The 13945-nt window shown below is 66.7% G+C and carries 13 protein-coding genes; 5 read left to right on the top strand and 8 right to left on the bottom strand.

The features are described from left to right. Positions 1-68: 68 nt before the first annotated feature. From grxD to ADJ79_RS09780, 3 genes are all read right to left on the bottom strand, one after another. Positions 69-395 carry a Grx4 family monothiol glutaredoxin gene (grxD, locus tag ADJ79_RS09790; protein WP_050715796.1) on the bottom strand — a complete coding sequence of 109 codons (327 nt, stop codon included), beginning with the start codon at positions 393-395 and terminating at the stop codon, positions 69-71. A 176-nt stretch (positions 396-571) separates the two neighbouring features. After that, on the bottom strand, positions 572-865 hold the full coding sequence (locus ADJ79_RS09785; protein ID WP_050715795.1) for an H-NS family nucleoid-associated regulatory protein: 294 nt from the start codon (positions 863-865) through the stop codon (positions 572-574). Between the two features lie 52 nt (positions 866-917). Next, complete coding sequence (locus tag ADJ79_RS09780) at positions 918-2237, bottom strand: hemolysin family protein (RefSeq protein WP_050715794.1); 1320 nt, start codon at positions 2235-2237, stop codon at positions 918-920. A 48-nt stretch (positions 2238-2285) separates the two neighbouring features. On the opposite strand from ADJ79_RS09780, the gene ADJ79_RS09775 reads away from it, so the two are divergent. Further along, positions 2286-3119, top strand: coding sequence for a symmetrical bis(5'-nucleosyl)-tetraphosphatase (locus ADJ79_RS09775; protein WP_050715793.1), 834 nt, complete (start codon positions 2286-2288; stop codon positions 3117-3119). Positions 3120-3433: 314 nt separating this feature from the next. On the opposite strand, the gene glpK is transcribed toward ADJ79_RS09775, so the two are convergent. Then, a complete protein-coding gene (gene glpK, locus ADJ79_RS09770; protein ID WP_050716560.1) occupies positions 3434-4981 on the bottom strand; it encodes a glycerol kinase GlpK in 1548 nt (515 codons plus the stop codon). Positions 4982-5086: 105 nt separating this feature from the next. Between glpK and ADJ79_RS09765 the strand changes: the two genes are divergently transcribed. Next, positions 5087-6412 carry a bifunctional cobalt-precorrin-7 (C(5))-methyltransferase/cobalt-precorrin-6B (C(15))-methyltransferase gene (locus ADJ79_RS09765; protein WP_050715792.1) on the top strand — a complete coding sequence of 442 codons (1326 nt, stop codon included), beginning with the start codon at positions 5087-5089 and terminating at the stop codon, positions 6410-6412. A 139-nt stretch (positions 6413-6551) separates the two neighbouring features. Beyond that, a complete protein-coding gene (gene cobI, locus ADJ79_RS09760) occupies positions 6552-7385 on the top strand; it encodes a precorrin-2 C(20)-methyltransferase (protein WP_050715791.1) in 834 nt (277 codons plus the stop codon). 76 nt (positions 7386-7461) lie between these two features. On the opposite strand, the gene ADJ79_RS09755 is transcribed toward cobI, so the two are convergent. Beyond that, complete coding sequence (locus ADJ79_RS09755; RefSeq protein WP_050715790.1) at positions 7462-7956, bottom strand: DUF456 domain-containing protein; 495 nt, start codon at positions 7954-7956, stop codon at positions 7462-7464. A 248-nt stretch (positions 7957-8204) separates the two neighbouring features. Continuing rightward, positions 8205-9641 (bottom strand): hydroxysqualene dehydroxylase HpnE, encoded by a 1437-nt coding sequence (gene hpnE / locus ADJ79_RS09750; protein ID WP_050716559.1) that lies wholly within the window; start codon positions 9639-9641, stop codon positions 8205-8207. 173 nt (positions 9642-9814) lie between these two features. Between hpnE and ADJ79_RS09745 the strand changes: the two genes are divergently transcribed. Next, complete coding sequence (locus ADJ79_RS09745) at positions 9815-11086, top strand: lipoprotein-releasing ABC transporter permease subunit (RefSeq protein WP_050715789.1); 1272 nt, start codon at positions 9815-9817, stop codon at positions 11084-11086. Further along, positions 11079-11765 carry a lipoprotein-releasing ABC transporter ATP-binding protein LolD gene (gene lolD / locus ADJ79_RS09740; protein ID WP_050715788.1) on the top strand — a complete coding sequence of 229 codons (687 nt, stop codon included), beginning with the start codon at positions 11079-11081 and terminating at the stop codon, positions 11763-11765. The genes ADJ79_RS09745 and lolD overlap by 8 nt, the downstream gene beginning before the upstream one ends. A gap of 386 nt (positions 11766-12151) precedes the next feature. Here lolD and ADJ79_RS09735 read toward each other — a convergent pair whose 3' ends face one another. Continuing rightward, positions 12152-12430 carry a septum formation initiator family protein gene (locus ADJ79_RS09735; RefSeq protein ID WP_050715787.1) on the bottom strand — a complete coding sequence of 93 codons (279 nt, stop codon included), beginning with the start codon at positions 12428-12430 and terminating at the stop codon, positions 12152-12154. A 105-nt stretch (positions 12431-12535) separates the two neighbouring features. Next, positions 12536-13822 (bottom strand): phosphopyruvate hydratase, encoded by a 1287-nt coding sequence (eno, locus tag ADJ79_RS09730; RefSeq protein WP_050715786.1) that lies wholly within the window; start codon positions 13820-13822, stop codon positions 12536-12538. Positions 13823-13945: the final 123 nt, after the last annotated feature.

Below are 13945 nucleotides of genomic sequence, written 5' to 3'. Positions count from 1 at the left end.
GACATGGGCAAAAAGAAACGGACGCCTTGCCGGGCGTCCGTTGGTGTGCAAGAGCCTGAAAGCGGTTTTCAAGCGGCGTTTTCAGCAAGCAGGTTTTGCAGCTCGCCAGACTCGAACATCTCCATCATGATGTCGGAGCCGCCAATGAATTCGCCTTTCACATAAAGCTGTGGAATGGTGGGCCACTGGCTGTAATCCTTGATGCCCTGGCGGATTTCTTCGTCGGCCAGCACATTCACCGTTACCAGTTTGTGCAGATCCATACCGGCGGCCTTGAGCACCTGAATGGCGCGGCCAGAAAAACCGCACATGGGAAAGTTGGCATCGCCTTTCATGAACAGGACGATGGGATGGCCTTTGACAATGGCATCAATGCGCTGTTGCGTGTCGCTCACGGAAGAACTCCTCTGATTTGTGAAAACGTGGGGAAAAGAAAGAAGGGAAAACGCTGAAGGCGCGGATTATTCCACCGCCCTTCATTTGCCATCGCCCACATACGACAAAGGCCTGCACGGATGGCAGGCCTTTGCTGGGTTTGTGACGCCGCGCCAAGCGCGGCCGCAAGGAAGTATCAGGCAATGAGATAAGCGCTGCGGTCCTTGCCTTCAATCCACTTCGGCGGTTTGCCACGGCCCGTCCACGTAGCGCCCGTGGCGGGATCGCGGTATTTGGGCGGCACTTTGGAACCAGCGGCGCGAGAAGAGCGGCGGCCGCTGGAGGGGAAAATATCCTGCTGTGTCAAACCATATTCCTGAATGACAGCATGAACTTTGGCCAATGCTTCAGACAGCTCGCTTTGGCGGGCCTGTTCAATTTGGGCATTCAGTTGTTCGCGCTGTTGCAGCAGGTCTTTGAGAGATGACATGAAATCTCCTTGAGTGAGTTAGAAACTGGAGACTTGAATATACCATCATTTTTCAGCCGCTGCTTTTTGACTGAATGGCCTGCGGCATTAAGGGGCGCGCCATCACTTTATCAATACGCCGCCCTTGCAGCGAAAGCACTTCAAATTCCCAGTCCGCCGCCTGGATTTTGTCTCCGGCGCGTGGCAAATCTCCCGCCTCGGCCAGCAGCAAGCCTGCCACGGTGTTGTAGCGGCCTTTGGCTTCGTGGGGCAATTCCTTAATGCCCAGGCGCGCCTTCATTTCATTGACGGGCATCAAACCCTCCAGAATCCATGCGCCATTGGCAGCGGGCGTGGCCCATGCGTCCATATCAGTATCGGGCTTGAGTTCGCCCGTGATCGCTTCCAGCAAATCACGCGGCGTCATCATGCCTTGCACCACGCCATATTCATCCACCACCAGCAGCAGCCGCCCGGATTTGGCGCGCAATTGCTCCAGCATTTCCAGCCCGCTCAGGGTTTCAGGCACGAATGCGGCATTTTCACAATGCTGTGCCAGCGCGCCTTCGGCATTTGGACCCAATTCAAGCAGGCGGGCCACGCTGATGATGCCGATTACGTCATCCAGCCCGCCATCGCACACGGGATACCACGAATGCGATTGTTTTTCACCGCGAGTAGCCACATATTGCAGCGCCTGCGCCACGGTGTTTGCGCCGTCCAGCCAGTCAATATCGCTGCGCGGCACCATCAGTGACGTCAAAGGCCGGTCATCCAGGTGAAACACGTTGCGCACCATCTGGTGTTCGTGCGCCTCAATCAGGCCCGCGTCCACGCCCTCTTCCAGACTGGCGGATATTTCTTCGGCCGTGACGGCGCGTTCACTGCGGTTGTCAATGCGCAGCAGTTTCAGCACGCCCTGGGTAGACAGGGAAAGCAGCGCCACGAAGGGCCGCGTGAAAGCCGCCAGCGCCCGCATGGGCGGCGACACCCAGCGCGCCACGGTTTCAGGGTAGAGCTGGCCGATGCGCTTGGGCGCCAGCTCACCAAAAATGATGGTGACGAAAGTGATGGCGGCCACCACCAGCACCGTGGCGGCAATGCCCGCCGCCCTCTCGCTCAGGCCCAGCCCGCCCAGCCAGCTGGCAACCGGGGCGCTGAAGGCCGACTCGCCCACAATGCCGTTGAGCACGCCAATGGACGTAATGCCCACCTGCACGGTAGAAAGAAACTGCGTGGGGTCTTCCATAAGCCGCAGCGCCACGCCAGCGCCGGCGTCCCCCCCTTCGGCCATCGCCTCCAGCCGCGCCTTGCGGCTGGAAGCCAGCGCCATTTCCGACATGGCGAACACGCCATTGAGCACGATCAACAAACAAATCAGCAGCAGTTCCATGCATCCAGGGCGCTTTGGCAAAGGCGCGCCCGCATCACAATCACAAGCATGTCACTCTACTTCATCGGCGACGTGCAAGGCTGCGACGGCGCCTTGCAGCGCCTGCTGGACGCCATTGCCTTTTCTCCCAGCCGCGACCGCCTCGTTCTCCTGGGCGATCTGGTCAATCGCGGCCCCCAGTCCGCCAGCGTGCTGCGCCGCCTCATAGGCTATGGCGAAGCCGCCTGCTGCCTGCTGGGTAACCATGATTTGCACCTGCTGGCCGTGGCCTGCGGCGTGCGCAAGCCGCACCGCAGCGACACACTGGACGAGCTGCTGGCCTCGCCTGACGCCCCGGCCTTGCTCGAATGGCTGCGCCATCGCCCCCTGGCCGTGCGCGAAGCGGGCGTGCTGTGCGTGCACGCTGGCGTGCTGCCTGCCTGGACGGCACAAGACACCCTGCGTCTGGCCGCCGAAGTGCAAAGCGTGCTGCGCGGCCCCGCCTGGCCCGGCTTTTTGCGCCAGATGTACGGCAACCAGCCTGACGCATGGAGCGAAAGCCTGCAAGGCGCAGACCGCCTGCGCGTCATCACCAACGCCCTCACCCGCCTGCGCTACTGCACCGCACAAGGGCAGATGGAATTCGCCACCAAGGAAGGCACGGCGAGCGCCCCCGCTGGCCTGATGCCGTGGTTTGACGTGCCCGGCCGCCGCACGGCGGGCGACGTCATCGCCTTCGGCCACTGGTCCACTCTGGGCTGGCGCGAACGCCCCGACATCCTCCCGCTGGACACCGGCTGCGTCTGGGGCGGTTCCCTAAGCGCCCTGCGCCTGGGGCCAAACGCAGGCGACCGCGAGCTGATCCAGATCGCATGCGAGCAGGCCCAAAAACCCGGCAACTGAAAAACAGCCTACTTCAGCCCGGTCTTTGCCCTCGCGGCCAGATTGCGGCCAGAGTGCAAACAGGCTTTCTCTCTTCTGGCCTGCTTTCCGCCAGATGAAACCACGGCGCGCAAACCAGGCCGGGCATACGAGGCCGCCATGGGCAAAACAGGGCCTTTAGGCAGCTTGTGCCGGTCAAAATTTATCAAAACAGGAGCAAATTAAAGGGGCCTTAAATACAGATCAGCGCCCGTTTTACTAGGACCTCATGCTATTGATAAAAGAGCTAAATAAGCCGGTCTCTGACATGGCCCGGCGCCTTTTGGGCCAGGCTTTCAGCCGCGCGCCCAGTCTTTGGCGCGGGCGACGGCTTCGCGCCAGCGGGCCAGGCGCTGGCGGCGCAGGCTTTCGGGCCATTGCGGCTCGAAGCGGCGGGCGGCGCTTTGGCTGGCGGCCAGGGCCTGCTCGTCAAAGCGGAAGCCGGCGGCCAGGCCCGCCAGGCGGGCCGCGCCCAGGGCGGTGATTTCGGCGGCATGCGGGCGCACGACGGGCACGCCCAGCGCATCGGCCTGCATTTGCATGAGCAGGTTGTTGCGGCTGGCGCCGCCGTCCACGCGCAGCTCTTGCAGGGGCAGGCCGGCGTCTTCGCTCATGGCGGCGAACACGTCGGCCGATTGCAGGGCGATGGCTTCGAGCGCGGCGCGGGCGATGTGGGCGCGGGTGGTGCCGCGCGTCATGCCGATGAGCGCGCCGCGCGCGCGGCCGTCCCAGTCGGGCGCGCCCAGGCCGGCGAAGGCGGGCACGAGAAAGACGTCGCCCGTGTCGGGCACGCTGGCAGCCAGCTCTTCCACTTCGGCGGCGGTGCGGATGATTTGCAGGCCGTCGCGCAGCCATTGCACGGTGGCGCCGGCCATGAAGACGCTGCCTTCCAGGCAGTAGGCGGCGCGGGGTTGGCCCGCTGGATGGTTCTCCGTATCAGGCGCGAGCCAGCCGACGGTGCCCAGCAGGTTGTTGCGGCTGGCGGCGGGCTGGCCGCCGGTGTTCATGAGCATGAAGCAGCCGGTGCCGTAGGTGTTTTTGGCCATGCCGGGGGCCAGGCATCCGTGGCCGAAGGTGGCGGCTTGCTGGTCGCCCGCGATGCCTGCAATGCGGATGGGCGCGCCCAGCAGATCGGGCGCGGTGGCGCCGATTTCGCCGCTGGAGGGCACGATGCGCGGCAGCACGGCGCGCGGAATGCCAAAGAGCGCCAGCAGCTGTTCGTCCCACTGGAGCGTGTGCAGGTTCATGAGCATGGTGCGGCTGGCGTTGCTGGCGTCCGTGACGTGCAGGCCGCCGCCTGCTGCGCCGCCGGTGAGGTTCCACGCCAGCCATGAATCCACGGTGCCAAAGGCCAGCTCGCCCGCTTCGGCGCGGCGGCGCGCGCCGGGCACGTTATCCAGCAGCCATTGCAGTTTGGTGGCGGAAAAGTAGGCGTCGGGCACCAGCCCCGTGCGGCTTTGGATGAGCTGGCGTTCGGCGGGCGACAGCGCTTCGCAGCGGGCGGTGGTGCGGCGGTCTTGCCAGACGATGGCCGGGGCCACGGGGCGGCCCGTTTCGCGGCTCCAGAGCACGGTGGTTTCGCGCTGGTTGGTGATGCCGATGGCCGCGATGTTGGGGGCGATGGCGGCCATGTCCGCGTCCGCCGAGCCGAGCTTTTGCACGCATTCGCGCGCCACGGCCAGTTGCGTTTGCCAGATTTCGTCGGCGTCGTGCTCCACTTGGCCGGGGCTGGGAAAATGCTGCGTGAATTCGCGCTGCGCCAGCGCGGCGATGCGGCCTTGCGCGTCAAACGCGATGGCGCGGCTGCTGGTGGTGCCCTGGTCCAGGGCCAGCAGGTAGGTCATGAGCTTGTCTCCTTGGGCGGGGGCGGCATTGTGCCCTTGCGGCAGCGGCAACGAATCCGGCCCGCGCCCCGCCTGGCCGCCTTGCTTTTCCCCTTTCAGAATTTCATGTCATTGCATACCGATCCCAATCCCTGCCTCGTCATTGGCGTGCTCGATGATGGCGCGGCCAGTCTGTCGGCCACGGCGCTGGCGCATGTGCGCGCGGCCGATCTCGTCATTGGCGGCACGCGCGCGCTGGCGCTTTTGTCGCACGAGTTCAAGGCGGGCGCGGCGCAGCGCGATCTCACCGGGCAGCTGGCGCAAGTGCCCCGGTGGGCGCAGGCCGCGCGCCAGGCCAACCAAAGCTGCGTGGTGCTGGCCACGGGCGATCCGCTGTGCCACGGCATTGCGCCGTATCTGGCGCGCCATTTGTGCGTGAACGCGCTGCGCGTGCTGCCCAATCTCTCCACCTTGCAAGTGGCTTGCGCGCGGCTGGGGCTGGCCTGGCAGGACGCGCGCATCGTCTCCGTTCACGGCAAAGACGCGGGCGAGTGGCAGCGCGGCAGCGCCCCCGGCCACGGCCTTTACGCGCTGGCGCAGGCCGTGCGCGCGCACGAGCGGCTTTTGGTGCTCACCAGCCCCGGCAACACGCCCGCGCGCATCGCCCGCATGCTGCTGGCCGAAGGGCTGGGCGATGACTTTCTGATGGCCGTGGCCGAAAACCTCTTGCAGCCGGGCGAGCGCGTGCACGCCGAGCTGGCCCCGCAAGAGGCGGCGGGCATGGATTTCGCGCCGCTGAACGTCGTCATCCTCTGGCGCAGCCGCCCCGCGCCGCAGCCCGTGCGCTTTGGCCTGCCCGAGGCGGCTTACGCGCAGCGCCAGCCCGAAAAGGGCCTGATCACCAAGCTGGAAGCGCGCGCCTTGAGCCTGGCGCGCATGCAGCTGCGCGCCAACAGCGTGGTGTGGGACATTGGCGCGGCCACCGGCTCCGTGGGCCTGGAAGCGGCGCGCCTGTGCCCGCAAGGCCACGTGTGGGCCATTGAAAAAAACGAGGCCGATCACGCCATTGCCGCGCAAAACCACGCCGCTTTTGGCGTGAGCAACTACAGCCTGCATCTGGGCAAGGCGCCGCAAGGGCTTGAGAGCTGGCCTGACCCGGACGCCGTTTTCATAGGCGGCTCCGGCGGCGAGCTGCCCGGCCTCATCGCCCTGGCCCTGCGCCGCCTGCGCGCGGGCGGGCATCTGGTGATGAACTTCGTCACCTTTGAAAACCTGAATGCGGCCTGCGGCGCGCTGAAGGCGCACGAAGCGCAAGGCATCGAGTGGGACGTGACCCAGCTGCAAGCCGCCCGCAGCCGCCCCATCCTGGACATGCACCGCCTTGCCGCCGAAAACCCGGTGTGGGTGGTGTGCGCGGGCAAGCCCGCCAGCCAGGACCGCAATGGGGTGTGACGCGAAATAGCCGATACGAAATGGCCGGTTTTCAGCTACCGATACGATAGCAACAGGTCCTAGTGGAAACTGCGCGAAAGCTATTTTTCGCCGCCCTGAATTTGCTCCTTTTTCTGAACCCTTTCTCCGCCTTTCCAGCATGACCGCAGACGCTCCAAACCCTGACGCCGCGCACCCGGAGCCGGGCCGCCTCATCGGCGTGTCACTCGGCCCCGGCGATCCGGGGCTGATCACCCGCGCGGCCTGGGCGCAGTTGCAGCGCACGGACGCGGCCTGGGTGTATCCGGCCCGCAGCGCCAAAACGCCCAGCTACGCGCTGGGCATTCTTGAGCGCGCGCAGCTGGCGCCGCCGCCGGATGCCGCCACGCTGCTGTTTCCCATGACGCACGACGGCGAAAAGCTCGCCCGCGCCTGGCTGCGCGCCGCGCAAACCGTGCTGCCCTGGCTGCAAGCCGGGCGCGACGTGCTCTTTCTGGTGGAGGGCGACGCCAGCACCTACGCCACCTTTGGCCACCTGGCGCGCACCGTGCGCGGGCTGGATGCGCGCATTGCCGTGCAAACGCTGCCCGGCGTGAACGCCTTCACGGCCGCCTGCGCGGACGCGGGCGTGCCGCTGGCCGAGCAAGACGACACCGTGGCCATCGTCCCGGCCGCCTACGGCGTGGCCGCCGTGGACCGGCTGCTGCCGGAGTTCGACACGCTGGTGCTGATGAAAGTCAAGCCGCTGATGGACGAGCTGCTCGACTGGCTCCAGCAGCGCGGCTTGCTGGAGGCGGCCCATTTCATCGAGCGCGTGGGCGCGCCCGGCGAGCGGGCGCTGGCGGGCTGCGCCCTGCTGGCTTTGCGCGGGCAGACCGTGCATTACCTGTCGCTGCTGATCGTGAAAAACCCGCACCGCGTGCGCGGCGAGCGCATCAGGGGCTGCCTGAAGAAAAAAAGCCCGCCTGCGGCGGCCCCGCATCCATCCGCCTGAAAGAGCCGCCGGGCAGCGAGGGGCTTGACAGCATGGCCATCCGCAAGTGAGCGCCCACGGAGCGGCCCCGGCGGACTCAGAGCAGGCTGAACAGATACACGCCCAGCAGCACGAAAACGATGGACAGGGCGCAGCCGAGCTTGGCCGCCGTGCCGATGATGAAACCGGCAAAAGCGCCCAGCCCCACCCGGCCCGCCGCCAGCAGCTCGCGGCGCGCCAGGTATTCGCCCGCCGCCGCGCCCGCCAGTGGCCCCAGCACCAGGCCGGGCAGGCCGAAAAACAGGCCCGCGAAACTGCCCGCCGCCGCGCCCCAGAGGGCCTGCCGGCTTGCGCCCGTGCATTTCGCGCCCAGCAGGCTGGCCACGTAATCCATGAGCGAGCCTGTGGCCGCCAGCGCGCCCACCGTGATGAGGCTGCCCGCGCCAAACGTCTGGTAGCCGTCGCTCCAGGCCAGCAGCCAGGCCCCGGCGAACATCAGCGGCAGGCCGGGCAGCGCGGGCAGCAAGGCGCCCGCCAGCCCGGTCAGGATGACGAGTACGGCGGCCAGGGGCAAAAGAAGCGAAGCAGTCATGAGGGCGCAAGCGGGAAAAGCGGGCGGAATTGTCTTCAGGTTCGCAGCTTCAGGCCCGGCCGCAAAGGGCGCAAGGAGCAGGCCGGATGGGCACGCCGCAGGCACTGGCATGCGGCTTTTTCGCTCCTTTAACCATAGCATGAGGTCCTGGTGCAGATTGCGCGACGCGGCATTTTGGCCCTATTGAATTTGCTCCTGATTTTGATGCGCCCCGGCAGGCCCTGCGCCCGCTTGCACGGCCAGCGCGCTCACGGAAAAGCCGCCTGCGCCTGATCCAGCGCCTGCCAGCCGCTGCGCATGGCCCCTTCCAGCGTGGCGGGGTAAGGGCCTTGCACGTAGTCGCCGCAGGCGGCCAGGCCGGGGGCGATGGCAGCAGCTGGGCGCGGCAGGGCGGGCGTGCAGGCGAAAGTGGCGCGCTTTTCGCTCACGCTGCGCAGCACGTTCACGGCCAGGCCCAGCTGGCTTTGCGCCTGGGCGGCCACGGCGGCGCAAAGGGCCTGCCGCTCCTGGCCCGCGCTGTTGCTGATGACGAAGGCCAGCAGCCCCGTGATGTTTGGTTCTGCGTTTGGTTCTGAGCTTGGTTCTGCGCTTGGTTCTGCGGCTTGTTGCGCATTTCCTTCCGCGCCGCGCAGGCGCATGGCGTCCAGGGCAAAAGCGAACTGGGCGGGCGCGGCCGGGCCGCTGCGCAGCGCCAGCATGGGGCGGGCAAAGGCGGCCGCAATGGCTTCAGGCGCCGCCTGCGCATAAACGGTGGTGATGGCCGTGTGCCGCAGCGCGGCGGCGCAGGCGCGCCAGGCTTGCAGGCGGGGCGCGTGGGGCCAGGCGGGCGGCGTGATGGCTTCACCCGCCAGTTGCGCCGCGTGCGGGGCGGCGGTGGCAAGGATGACGGCGTCAAACAGCGCGCTGCACGCCTCATCGCCCGCCTGCCAATGCACGCGCCAGCCGGCGTTTTCGGCTTGCAGGCCCTGCACGCGCTGGCCCATGTGCAGGCGCGCGCCGCGCTCTTGCAGCCAGCGCAGCGCCGGTTCGGGCCACAAATCGCCCAAAGGCACGCGCGGCAGCAGCAGGTTGGAGCCGCCGCGCACGCCAAAAAGCGCATCGCGCAGCACGCGCAAAAAAACCGCGCCGCTGGCCTCATGCATGGCCGTGTTCAGGGCCGAGACGCAAAGCGGCTCGATGAAATCACGCAGCAGCTGCCCAGGCAGGCCACGGCACAAATCGGCCACGCTCGCCTGCGGGCCGCAGGCAAAGCCGCCGCGCTGCCAGGCCAGCGCCCGGCGCAGCAGCGCCAGCCGCGCGCGCCAGGGCCAGCCGCGCGCGCGGGCCATGCCCCAGGCGGCGTCCAGCGGCGCGGGCAGCCAGCGGGCGGCGGGCAGCGCCAGCCCCGTGCCATCGGGGTAGGCCAGCGCCAGCGGCAAGCGCAGCAGCAGGCGCTGCGGCTCGGCGCCCACCAGCCGCATCAGCCGCAGCGTTTCGCTGTAAGCGCCTATGAGGATGTGCTGGCCGTTGTCTGCCATGACCTCGCGGCCATCGGGCAGCAGCAGGGGCACGGCGCGCGCGCGCCCGCCGCCGCTGCGGCTGGCCTCAAACACGCTCACTGCCAGGCCGCCCTGCGCCGCCCGCACCGCCGCCGCCAGCCCGGCCCAGCCCGCGCCAACAATGGCAACGCGCCGCAGCGGGCGCATGGAGGAAGAAGCGGAGGGCATGGCGGTCACGGTCACGGTCACGGGCACGAGCGGCAAGCGGCAGGCGGCAAGCGGCAAGCGGCAAGCGGCGGATGCTACGGGAACGGGGCCGCCCGCCCATGCCCGGCCTTCCGCCACAATCCGGCGCTTTTGCATCACAAGGAATCAAGCCCATGAACTTGCTCGAACGCCTGCCGTATGAATGGCGGCTGGGCTGGCGCTACACGCGGGCCGGGCGGGCTTCGCGGCGCAACGGCTTCATCTCGTTCATCTCGGCGGTGTCGATGCTGGGCATTGCGCTGGGGGTGGCGGCGCTCATCATCGTGCTGTCGGTGATGAACGGCTTTCAGAAAGACGTGCTGGGGCGCATGCTGAGCGTGATTCCGCACATCGAAATCTTCACCCCCGACGGCCAGGCGCTGCCCGATCCGGCGCTGACGCTGGCCGAGGTGCGGCAAAACCCGCAAGTGGCCGGTGCAGCCCCCTTCATTGGCGAGCAGGGGCTGCTGGCGCGCGGCGACGCGATGAAGGGCGCGGCCATCCGTGGCATCGACCCCGCCGAAGAAACGCAGGTGACGGAAGTGGCCGCGAAGCTGAAGGCCGATGGCGTGCTGGCGCGGCTGGAGCCGGGGCAGTTCCGCATCATCCTGGGGCGCGATCTGGCGCGCGCGCTGGGCGTGGCCGAGGGCGACGCGCTGACGCTGCTGGCCCCCGGCGGACAAGTCACGCCCGTGGGCGTGGCCCCGCGCATGAAGCAAATGACGGTGGCGGGCACCTTCAGCTCCGGCCACTATGAATACGACTCGACGCTGGCGCTGATTCACCTGGACGACGCGCGCCGCATCTTCCGCCAGGAAGGGCCGACCGGCGTGCGCGTGCGCCTGCACGACATGCGCCAGGCCCCGCAAGTGACGCAGGAGCTGGCCGGCACGCTCACGGGCCGCCTCTTGCTGCTGGACTGGCCGCGCCAGAACCGCACCTGGTACGCCGCCGTGCAAATCGAAAAACGCATGATGGCCATCATCCTCACCCTCATCGTGGCCGTGGCCGCCTTCAACCTGGTGAGCACGCTGGTCATGACCGTGCAGGACAAACGCGCCGACATCGCCATCTTGCGCACGCTGGGCGCCAGCCCGCGCAGCATCATGGGCATCTTCATCGTGCAAGGGGCGGTGGCGGGCGTGATCGGCACCCTGGCCGGGCTGGCGCTGGGGCTGGCGGTGGCCTTCAACATCGACGTCATCGTGCCCGCGCTGGAAAAGATGCTGAACACCAGCTTTCTGCCCAAAGACATCTACCTGATCTCGCAAATGCCCAGCGATCCGCAGGCGGGCGACATCATCCCCATCAGCATCGTCTCGCTGCTGCTGGCCTTTGCCGCCACGCTCTACCCCAGCTGGCGCGCCAGCCGCGTCAATCCGGCGGAGGCCCTGCGCTATGAATGAGCAACAAGCCGTCTTGCAGGCCAGCGGCCTGACCAAGCGCTTTGCCGAAGGGCAAATCGACGTTGCCGTGCTGCACGGCATAGACCTGACCGTGCGCGCGGGCCAGACGCTGGCCATCGTCGGCCAGTCAGGCTCCGGCAAAAGCACCCTTTTGCACCTGCTCGGCGGGCTGGACGCGCCCAGCAGCGGCAGCGTGCGCCTGATGGGGCAGGACTTCGCCGCCCTCACGCCCGCCCGGCAGGGCCTGCTGCGCAACCGGCACCTGGGCTTTGTTTACCAGTTCCACCACCTGCTGCCCGAATTCAGCGCGCTGGAAAACGTGGCCATGCCCCTGACCATGCGCCGCCTGCCCGCCAGCGCCGCCAACGGGCAGGCCGCGCAGATGCTCGCGCGCGTGGGCCTGGCCGATCGCCTGCACCATCGCCCCGCCGAACTCTCGGGCGGCGAGCGCCAGCGCGTGGCCATCGCCCGCGCCCTGGTCACCCAGCCTGCCTGCGTGCTGGCCGACGAACCCACAGGCAACCTCGACCGCGCCACGGCCGATGCCGTCTTCGCCCTCATGTTCGACCTGGCGGCCCAGCAAGGCACGGCCTTCGTGCTTGTCACGCACGACCAGCAACTGGCCGCGCGCTGCTCACGCCGCCTCACGCTCACGCACGGACGGCTGACGGAAGGCTGAAGGCGCGGCCCCGGCATCCCGCCCGGACATTTCACGCCAGCGCTCCGCGCAGGTATTCCGCCCTTTATTTCGCTCCTCTATTCATAGCATGAGGTCCTAGAACAGATTGCGGCACACGTCATTTTCGCCCCTCTGGATTCGCTCCTCTTTTTGAGGCTATTGACGCCGCCCGGCCAAGCACTTTGCTGAAATGAGCAAAAGAGGGGGCCATGGTTTTGAGGCGCTGCCCAAGCGCTAGGTTGTGGAGAGGACTTTTGCCTGGTTGAGTCAATCTCGCAGGCGCTCCAAAAACGACGAAATCACTGCCCTCTTCAGCCGAAGCCTTCGCGAAGATCGCCTGCATTCGGCGCGGTCAGGCTCCTGAAATAACTTTTGGAGCAGGCTCTTCAGGGCTTTTCGTACTGCACGAAGATTTCGTTGGGCTTGACCATGCTCAGATCGTGGCGCGCCTTTTCTTCCACGGTATCCAGGCCGTCGCGCAGGTCGGCCACTTCGGAAGCGAGCTGGTCAATTTGCAGCTGGGCCTGCGCGTTGGCGGCTTTTTGCTCGCGCAGGCGTTGGCGCAGTTCGGCTACTTCAGGCAGGCTGCCACGGCCGATTTGCAGTTGCACGTGCAGCGCAGCGAGCAGCAGCAGAAGAATGGCGACGACGATGCGTTGGGTCATGGCAGGCCTGGCAGGGCGCGTTCAGCAAGGGCGGGGGCGGAGAAGGGCGGATGCTATCGTTTCTGGAACGCCGCCGCGCCTTCTTCCGGCCCGTGCGGCGGCGCGTCAGCGCAGGTTGTAGAAGGCGTCGCGGCCCGGGTACACCGCCGTTTCGCCCAGGTCTTCTTCGATGCGCAGCAGCTGGTTGTATTTGGCCATGCGGTCAGAGCGCGAGAGCGAGCCGGTTTTGATTTGCCCGGCGTTGGCGCCCACGGCAATGTCGGCAATGGTGCTGTCTTCCGTTTCGCCGCTGCGGTGGCTGATGATGGCGGTGTAGCCCGCGCGCTTGGCCATTTCGATGGCCTGGAAGGTTTCGGTCAGCGTGCCGATCTGGTTGATTTTGATGAGGATGGAGTTGGCAATGCCGCGCTCGATGCCTTCTTTCAGAATCTTCGTGTTGGTCACGAACAGGTCGTCGCCGACCAGCTGCACTTTTTTGCCCAGCCGTTCGGTGAGCAGCTTCCAGCCGTCCCAGTCGCCTTCGGCCATGCCGTCTTCGATGCTGATGATGGGGTATTTGTCGGCCCAGGCGGCCAGCATGTCGGCCCAGGCGCTGGCGGTGAGCTGAAGGCCGCCTTCGCCGGCCAGCACGTATTGGCCGTCTTTGTAGAACTCGCTGGCGGCGCAGTCCAGGCCCAGCACGATGTCTTGCCCGGCCGTGTAGCCCGCCTGGTCGATGGCTTGCAGGATGAGTTCGATGGCCGCTTCGTGGCTGGGCACGTTGGGGGCAAAGCCGCCTTCGTCGCCCACGGCAGTGGGCATGCCTTTGTCGTTGATGATTTTCTTGAGCGCGTGAAACACTTCCGCGCCCTGGCGCAGCGCCTCGCGGAAAGACGGCGCGCCCACGGGGATGATCATGAATTCCTGCAAGTCCAGGCTGTTGTTGGCGTGCGCGCCGCCGTTGATGACGTTCATCATGGGCACGGGCAGCTGGCAGCCGTTCATGCCGCCAAAGTAGCGGTACAGCGGCAGGCCGCTTTCTTCGGCGGCGGCGCGCGCCACGGCCATGCTCACGGCCAGCGTGGCATTGGCGCCCAGGCGGTTTTTGTTGTCGGTGCCGTCCAGCTCGATCAGGGTTTTGTCCAGAAAGGCTTGCTCGCTGGCGTCCAGCCCCATCACGGCTTCGGTGATTTCGGTGTTCACGTGCTCCACGGCGCGCAGCACGCCTTTGCCGCCGTAGCGCTTTTTGTCGCCGTCGCGCAGCTCGATGGCTTCGCGGCTGCCGGTGGATGCGCCGCTGGGCACGGCGGCGCGCCCCATCACGCCGCTTTCCAGCAGCACGTCGCATTCAACGGTGGGGTTGCCCCGGCTGTCCAGAATTTCGCGGCCCACGATATCGACGATGGCGCTCATGAGGTTTCTCCTTTTCGCAAATGGTTGGGAATGAATGTGGAAGGATCGCTCCTGAAACGGGAGCGGATGAAAGGGTCTGAAAACGGCTTCAGCGCCCATTGGGCGGGCGCTGCAACTATTGAA

Origin of the sequence: Ottowia sp. oral taxon 894, from assembly GCF_001262075.1 — a bacterium.
Taxonomy (GTDB): domain Bacteria; phylum Pseudomonadota; class Gammaproteobacteria; order Burkholderiales; family Burkholderiaceae_C; genus Ottowia; species Ottowia massiliensis.
The sequence above is the reverse complement of the archived record's forward strand: the minus strand, read 5'-3'. Positions and strand labels throughout refer to the sequence as shown.

What these genes read in the sequence shown, in the direction of transcription:
- lolD (WP_050715788.1), top strand. Translation starts at nt 11,079, where the DNA reads ATGAATGAGCAACAAGCCGTCTTGCAGGCCAGCGGCCTGACCAAGCGC.
- cobI (WP_050715791.1), top strand. Translation starts at nt 6,552, where the DNA reads ATGACCGCAGACGCTCCAAACCCTGACGCCGCGCACCCGGAGCCGGGC.
- ADJ79_RS09765 (WP_050715792.1), top strand. Translation starts at nt 5,087, where the DNA reads ATGTCATTGCATACCGATCCCAATCCCTGCCTCGTCATTGGCGTGCTC.
- ADJ79_RS09780 (WP_050715794.1), bottom strand. Translation starts at nt 2,237, where the DNA reads ATGGAACTGCTGCTGATTTGTTTGTTGATCGTGCTCAATGGCGTGTTC.
- glpK (WP_050716560.1), bottom strand. Translation starts at nt 4,981, where the DNA reads ATGACCTACCTGCTGGCCCTGGACCAGGGCACCACCAGCAGCCGCGCC.
- ADJ79_RS09745 (WP_050715789.1), top strand. Translation starts at nt 9,815, where the DNA reads ATGAACTTGCTCGAACGCCTGCCGTATGAATGGCGGCTGGGCTGGCGC.
- hpnE (WP_050716559.1), bottom strand. Translation starts at nt 9,641, where the DNA reads ATGCGCCCGCTGCGGCGCGTTGCCATTGTTGGCGCGGGCTGGGCCGGG.
- ADJ79_RS09785 (WP_050715795.1), bottom strand. Translation starts at nt 865, where the DNA reads ATGTCATCTCTCAAAGACCTGCTGCAACAGCGCGAACAACTGAATGCC.
- ADJ79_RS09755 (WP_050715790.1), bottom strand. Translation starts at nt 7,956, where the DNA reads ATGACTGCTTCGCTTCTTTTGCCCCTGGCCGCCGTACTCGTCATCCTG.
- eno (WP_050715786.1), bottom strand. Translation starts at nt 13,822, where the DNA reads ATGAGCGCCATCGTCGATATCGTGGGCCGCGAAATTCTGGACAGCCGG.
- ADJ79_RS09775 (WP_050715793.1), top strand. Translation starts at nt 2,286, where the DNA reads ATGTCACTCTACTTCATCGGCGACGTGCAAGGCTGCGACGGCGCCTTG.
- ADJ79_RS09735 (WP_050715787.1), bottom strand. Translation starts at nt 12,430, where the DNA reads ATGACCCAACGCATCGTCGTCGCCATTCTTCTGCTGCTGCTCGCTGCG.